Source organism: Achromobacter sp. Marseille-Q0513 (assembly GCF_018195695.1).
GTDB lineage: Bacteria > Pseudomonadota > Gammaproteobacteria > Burkholderiales > Burkholderiaceae_B > Achromobacter.
The window spans coordinates 1-333 of the sequence record NZ_JAGTJY010000649.1 but is presented as its reverse complement, the minus strand read 5'-3'; the positions used below and the strand labels follow the sequence as shown (position 1 = coordinate 333).

Genomic DNA, 333 nt, shown 5'->3' with positions numbered 1-333 from the left:
AGAATCCCCTGCTTGCCCCCGTCTCCGACCTGGTCGACTACGCGGCCGTCACGCCCGCGCACATCGTGCCCGCCGTCGAGGAACTGCTAGGCATCGCGCGCCAGGCCGTCGAGCACGCCGCCGACCCGTCGCTGCCGGCCACCTGGGCAGCCGTGGCCGAGCCGCTAGACACCGCGTCCGCGCGGCTGTGGCGCGCCTGGTCGGTGGCGGGCCACCTGACCGCCGTGGCCAACACCCCCGAGCTGCGCGAGGCCTACAACCCCGCGCTGCCCCTGGCCACCGAATTTTCCCCCTGGGGCGGCCTGCCCGAGGGCCTGGACAAGCAAAACCAGC

The 333-nt window shown here is 73.9% G+C and carries 1 pseudogene; it reads left to right on the top strand.

What is annotated here, in order from left to right:
- Positions 1-333, top strand: a pseudogene (locus KDH83_RS32155) (oligopeptidase A); the annotation flags it as partial.